Source organism: Zetaproteobacteria bacterium, from assembly GCA_003696765.1.
Lineage (GTDB): Bacteria > Pseudomonadota > Zetaproteobacteria > Mariprofundales > J009 > RFFX01.
Map to the genome: position 1 here is coordinate 1 of RFFX01000055.1, position 6,236 is coordinate 6,236.

The window sequence follows — 6,236 nt, forward strand, 5'->3', positions numbered from 1 at the left end:
CCCCTTCCGACGCCGGCAGCGGCGCCAGGGCATAAGGCACGGCCATCCCGCGTTGCGCTCCGGCGCGTGCGGCGAGCAGCCTGGTCTCGTAAAAGAGCGGGTAGGTGCAGGAGGAGAGGAGCGGACAGCCGTCGCAAGCCCCGTGTTTGAAGATGCAGACGGTCCGCTTGAGCGCGTGGCCGAGGGCGCCGCGCCAGGCCGATCCGAGCAGCTGCCGTGGCAGCCGCCCGTCGGGGGTGGAGAAGCGCAGCCGCAGCGGATAGATCGGCAGGGTCACGGCAGCAGAATGGCGGCGGGATCGAGCCGAAGCAGGCCGAAGCGGAAGTGGCCGGGCCGGCCGGCGCGCGCGATCTCATAGGGGGAGTCCTGCACGCCGAGCGCGAGTCGGATCGCCTTGTTGACGCGGGACTTGCGCTGCTCGAAAAAGCTCTTCTGCATCCCGCCCATCAGCGCCTCCTCGGTCCGGTCGTGCCCCCGGAGAGAAAAATTATGGACTTCGCGATAGCAATCAAGCACCGCCCGGCCGTAATCGGCCTCGGCCACCCCCTCCGGCGGGGCGGCGATCCCCTCGGAGCCGCCGGCGCGCAATCGCGCCAGCCAGAGATAGAAGGCGAAATCGATCGGCGGCAACATGCAACAGCCGATCGGGGTGGAGAGGGTGCGCGACACCGGATCGAGCTCCAGTTGCGGCGCGTGGAAGGCGCGCGAGGCGGCGGCGACCACGGCGCTGAAGCTGAGCGTCTCGTCACGCAGGGCGTCGGGGATGCCCGAGCGCATGCGCACGAAGGGGATGTCGGCCAGCCAGATGCGGGCGGTGGCGGCATCGAGCGGCTTGCCGTCGCGGGTGTAGATGATGGTGCGCTCGCGCGTCGGGTAGAAGAAGTCGGGCAGCGACTCGAACGGCTGTGCGACCAGCACATGGGAGAGGGCATCCTGCGGCCGGCCGTAGAGCGACATGGCATAGCCCATGTAGAAGCCCATCGTCTTGCGCCCGCCGGCGATCGAGGCGTGGATGGCGCACTCGGGATCGGCGCTGAGCCGGCGCACCACCGCCAGGATCGAATCGGCGGCGGCGCCGTTGTCCTCCGGGGTGCGGATGTCGGCCAGCGGCGCGCCCGAGGCATCCCGCAGCAGATGGATGCGATCGGCGGTGAAGGCCCCCTCCGGCAGGTGGTAGTCGCGACAGAGGCGGTAGTACCAGCCGGGATCCTCGGAGAGCAGCAACAGCCGCGCCCGCTCCGCCCCCTCGCTGGTGGTGATCAGATGGACCTCGTCGGGGATGAACGCTCCGCGCCGGGCAAGCGCATAGAGCGTCTCGGTCAGGATCTGCGGCGAGAGGCCGCTGACGGCGATGAGGATCTTTTTCATGGGGCAAACCGTACCGGAGAGGCTCCGGTGTGGTCAGCAGTCGCAAGCTTGCGATCCGGATCGGCCACGGCCGGGGGCCACCTCCTACCGCTCCAGCGCCAGCGGCCGCCAGAAACGCACCATCTCCGGCGTCGGCGACCAGTCGGGCATCCCATCGTGCCAGCGCCGGACCCGCTCGGCGTCGAGCGTCAGATCGAGCAGCCGGAAGCCGGGGTCCCCGCTCTGGCGGCTGCCCACGGCGTCACCACCGCCGCGCTGCTCCAGGTCGAACTCGGCCAGCGCCAGCCCGTCGTGGCACTCGGTGAGCTTGCGCAGCCGCGCCCAGCCGGATTCGGTCAACCCACCGCCGGGCAGCAGCATGCAGTAGCCCTGCGCGCTCGACCTCCCCACCCGACCGCGCAGTTGGTGCAGTTGCGCCAGCCCATACTGCTCGGCCCGCTCGATCACGATCAACCGCGCGTGCGGCACGTCGACCCCCACCTCCACCACCGTGGTCGAGACCAGCAGATCCACCTCGCCGGCGGCAAAACGAGCCAGCACCTCCTGCTTGCGCGCGTTCCTCATCTGGCCGTGCAGCCCGTCGACCACCACACCGCGCAGCCGCCCGCGCAGATACTCCACCCGCGCATCGACCGAGAGCTCCTCATCCTCGACGAAGGGGACGATCCAGTAGACCCCCGCCCCCTGCGCCACCAGCCGCTCCACCCCGGCGAGCAGCTCGGGCATGGCCGAGGGATGGAGCAGCCGGGTATCGACCGGCTTGCGCCCCTCGGGCATGCCACGCATCACGGTCAGCTCCATGTCGCCGTAGAGGGCCAGCGCCAGCGAACGCGGAATGGGGGTGGCGCTCATGGCCAGCAGATGGACATGCGCCCCCTTCTCGGTCAGCCCCCAGCGCTGGCGCACCCCGAAGCGGTGCTGCTCGTCGACCACCGCCAACCCCAGACGGGCGAACGCGACCCCGTCGCCGAGCAGCGCATGGGTGCCGACCACCAGCGGCGCGCTGCCGTCGGCCAGCGCCGCGCACACCTGCCTGCGCTGCCGCGCCGGCGTGCTGCCGGTGAGCAACAGCGGCTCGATCCCGGCGGCCGCCAACAGCCCGCCCATCGCGCGGTGCAACTGCTCGGCCAGCGCCTCGGTCGGCGCCATCACCGCCGCCTGCAGACCGCTGCCGATCGCCCGCGCCACGGCCAGCGCCGCCACCACCGTCTTGCCGCAGCCCACATCCCCCTGCAACAGCCGGTGCATCCGCCTGCCGGAGGCCAGATCGGCGCCGATGGCCGCATCGGCCTGCTGCTGCGCCTCGGTCAGGGCAAACGGAAGGGCGGCGCGCACCCGGCCGACCAGCCGTTCGTCGCAGCAAGGCTGCGCCGGTTCGGCCGCCTGCCGACGCTGCCGTTCGAGCAGCGCCAGGTAGACCAGCACCTCCTCGTCGCAGAGGCGGAGGCGCGCCCGCCGCCGCGCCTCCGGTGTCGTGTCGCTGCGGTGGAGCAGGCGCAGCGCCTCGATCAGCGGCGGGCCTTCGACCAGCCCGTCGAGCGGCGAGGCCCGCTCGGTGCCGACGGTGTCGTCGAGCAACTGCTGCGCCCGCTCCAGCAGGCCGCGCAGCCGCATCCCCCCGATGCCGGCCAGCACCGCGTAGCGCGGCAGCCAGCCGGGAACGAAACACTCCTCCGGTTGCCATTCGGGGTGGGCCATCTGCCAGCGGCCGTTCCACTGATCCACCCGCCCGCGGGCGGTGATGCGCCGCCCCACGGCCAGACGGGCATCGCGCAGCATGAAACCGGCATGGAAGAAGTTGAGGGCGATGCGTCCCCCATCTTCATCCTCCAGCAGGAGCCGAACCTGCGTATCGCGCCCCATCCCGCGCGCGTCGCGTCGGACCACCCGACCGCAGACCCGCGCCTCCACCCCCGGAACGAGCCGGCACACCGGCGTGATCCGGCGATCGTCGACACAGGCCTTGGGCAGATGGAGCAGCAGATCTCCGATGTAGCGGATCCCTCCCCGCTCCAACCGGGCGGCGCGCCGGGCTCCGACACCGGCCAGCTCCCCGATCGGGGTGAGCAGCGCCCGGTAGAGCGCGCTCATCCCCCGCTGCTCCCCTCCATCTGGACAGCCGGATGCGGGACGCTAGGGTGCGCCGCCACTTCCGGAGGTAGATCAACCATGGCAAGACGTTGCGACATCTGCGGCAAAGGGCCGATGACCGGCAACAACATCAGCCACGCCCACAACACCACCCGCCGCCGTTTTCTCCCCAATCTCAAGCGGGTACGTGCCATGGTCGGCGGCCGCATGCAGCACCTGCGGGTCTGCACCCGCTGCCTGCGCTCGGGCAGGGTGACCAAGGGCTGACCCCGCCGGCCGCGCCCCTCCCCCGCACCTCCAGCCGAAGCCGCACATCCACCCGGCCGGCCGCCCCCACCGGAGCGCGGCGGTGGTGCGCCCCCTTCCTCCGTACCGCTACAGCCGCCCCATGACGGGCAGCGGACCGACCAACGGCCGCAGGTAGTCGAGCCAGGCATCGGTGACATCGTTGCCCTCCTCCGAGATCCAGCCATCCCGCATGCAGGTGGTGGTGCGCGCCACCGAAGAGAGCGGCGTCATGAAGCAGTCGCTGTCGTAGGGGTCGTCGGTGATGCGCCGGATGGCCACCGAGCCGTCGGCGCCGGCCACCGCCCGACGCACGGCGAAGGCGCCGACCCGCCGCGCCTCACGCGCATCGATCTCGGAGACGACGCCGGGGAAACTGCGCTGCAGATAGCCGAAGGTGTCGGCCCGGACCCGCACCTTCTCGCCGCCGAAGGCCTCCCGGGCCAGCGCCGCCAACCTGTCGCCGAGCATCCCGCTGCCGGAGAGCTGCACGTTGCCGTGCGAATCACGCTCGCCGGTGGTGGCAATCGGGTTGCTGTCGGCATCGGCGACCCCCTCCGACACCGCCACCACACAGCGGCCGCGGGCGCGGTAGACCCTGCGCACATCCTCCTGGAAACGGGCCGGATCGAACGGCCGCTCCGGCAGATAGATCAGATGCGGACCGTCCCCCTCCCGCTGCCGGGCCAGCGCCGATGCGGCGGTGAGGAAGCCGGCATGACGCCCCATCACCACATTGATCTTCACCCCGGCCAGGGCGGCGTTGTCACGATCGTCCCCCAGGAAGGCGAGCGCCACGAAGCGGGCGGCGGAGGGGAATCCGGGGCTGTGGTCGGTCACCCGCAGGTCGTTGTCGATGGTCTTGGGGATGTGGACGGTGCGCAGGGCGTATCCCGCCTCGGATGCGATCCTGTTGATGATGTCGGCCGTCTCCGCCGAATCGTTGCCGCCGATGTAGAAGAGGTAGCGCACGTCGTGTTTGCGGAACACCTCGAACACCCGCGCGCACTCCTCCCGCCCCGGCTTGAGCCGGACCGATCCGAGCGCCGCCGCCGGCGTCGCCGCCACCCGCTCCAGTTCGGCCTCCGACGGGGTGGTGGTGAGATCGACGAACTCCTCGTTCATGATCCCGGCGATGCCGTGGCGCGCGCCGAGGATGCCCCGGATCGCCGCCTCTTCGCGCGCCGCCAGCACCGCCCCGACCAGCGACTGGTTGATCACCACCGTCGGCCCGCCCGATTGCCCGATCACCATCTTGCCCCGCAACATGAACCGTCCTCCTCTTCTGCCACGGAATCCGCACCGCTCGGGCGATGATCGGGCCGGCGCATGATGCGGTCAACCCCTCCGCCTCCGCTCCCCCGGATGACTTGCCGGTGCACGCCCCCTACCATTGCCACCGTGACCACGGCATTGGCCGGGAGGGGCGGGCCCGTCTCCAACGGGCCGCCACCGGCGCAACGGCCGTCGCACGAGGCGATCGAAGGGGGGGCGCCCTGCGATCCCGTCCGGGCAAAAGGTCCATGGAGGGACGTTTTGCGATTCCACCGTGGAAGAATACCTCGATCTCTCCGGCATCATGCTCGGCTCGATGAGCGGCGTGCTCGACGAGCAGCGCTTCCCCATCCTGAAGGGGGTCTCGCCGGTCCATCTGCGTGTCCTGGAGTCGAGCTGCCGCGTCTTCAGTCTGGTCAAGGGGGTGGAGCTGATCCGTGAGGGCGACGAGCCCGACGGGCTCTACTTCATCATCGAGGGGGAGTTCGCCATCACCAAGATGCGCAGGGAGAAGCGGCTGCTGGTCGCCACCATCGGCAAGGGCGAGGTTTTCGGAGAGTACGGCCTGCTCCACGACAAGACCCGCTACGCCGGCGTGGTGACCACACGCGACTCCAAGGTGGCCCATGTCGCCTACAGCGCGGTACGCCAGGTGACCGAGGTCGACCGCGCCCTGCAGCAGCGGCTCACCGAGCTGATGAACTACCGCATCGTCGACACCTTCTTCCACGCCCACCCGATCTTCAGCAGCCTCTCGCGGGAACAGCGGCAATCGCTGCAGCGGCTCATCACCCTGAAGACGCTGAAGACCGGTGAACGGCTGATCGAACACGGCCAGAGGCTCGATGCGGTCTATCTGGTGGTCTCGGGGGAGATCGCCGTCGAGGCCGAGGATGCCGACGGCGCGGTGATGCTGGTCGACATCCGCCGCGACGGCGGCTTGGTCGGGGAGATCCCCTTCTGCAACAAGAAGCCCAACTTCGGCACCGCCACCGCCATGTGCGAATCGGATGTGCTGGTGCTCGACCAGGCGGCGATGGAGAAGATCAAGGAGCTCCATCCCGGTGGCCACGTCGCGTTGATGACCGCCATCAAGACCCTGGCCCAGCAGACCGCGGGCAGGATCAAGCGCTTCATCGCAGGATAGGCCCCACCTTCACGGCAAGGATGAATGCCCGACCCGGGCGACCCGCCCGGAGGGGAGATGCATCGATTGC

6 protein-coding genes are annotated in these 6,236 nt (G+C 70.2%); 2 read left to right on the forward strand and 4 right to left on the reverse strand.

The window, feature by feature from the left end:
- From D6682_05755 to D6682_05765, 3 genes are all read right to left on the reverse strand, one after another.
- Nucleotides 1–277 (reverse strand): hypothetical protein (locus D6682_05755; GenBank protein RMH50960.1); only part of this gene is annotated, 277 nt, incomplete at its 3' end.
- A complete protein-coding gene (locus tag D6682_05760; protein RMH50961.1) occupies nt 274–1,368 on the reverse strand; it encodes a TIGR02584 family CRISPR-associated protein in 1,095 nt (364 codons plus the stop codon). The genes D6682_05760 and D6682_05755, both read right to left, overlap by 4 nt.
- 84 nt (nt 1,369–1,452) lie before the next feature.
- Nucleotides 1,453–3,459, reverse strand: a complete 2,007-nt coding sequence (locus D6682_05765) for an ATP-dependent DNA helicase RecG (protein ID RMH50962.1) — start codon at nt 3,457–3,459, stop codon at nt 1,453–1,455.
- 78 nt (nt 3,460–3,537) lie between these two features.
- Here D6682_05765 and rpmB point away from each other — a divergent pair, with 78 nt between their 5' ends.
- Nucleotides 3,538–3,726 carry a 50S ribosomal protein L28 gene (rpmB, locus tag D6682_05770; protein ID RMH50963.1) on the forward strand — a complete coding sequence of 63 codons (189 nt, stop codon included), beginning with the start codon at nt 3,538–3,540 and terminating at the stop codon, nt 3,724–3,726.
- A 108-nt stretch (nt 3,727–3,834) separates the two neighbouring features.
- On the opposite strand, the gene D6682_05775 is transcribed toward rpmB, so the two are convergent.
- Nucleotides 3,835–5,013, reverse strand: a complete 1,179-nt coding sequence (locus D6682_05775) for a 6-phosphofructokinase (GenBank protein ID RMH50964.1) — start codon at nt 5,011–5,013, stop codon at nt 3,835–3,837.
- Between the two features lie 280 nt (nt 5,014–5,293).
- Here D6682_05775 and D6682_05780 point away from each other — a divergent pair, with 280 nt between their 5' ends.
- On the forward strand, nt 5,294–6,166 hold the full coding sequence (locus D6682_05780) for a cyclic nucleotide-binding domain-containing protein (protein RMH50965.1): 873 nt from the start codon (nt 5,294–5,296) through the stop codon (nt 6,164–6,166).
- Nucleotides 6,167–6,236: the final 70 nt, after the last annotated feature.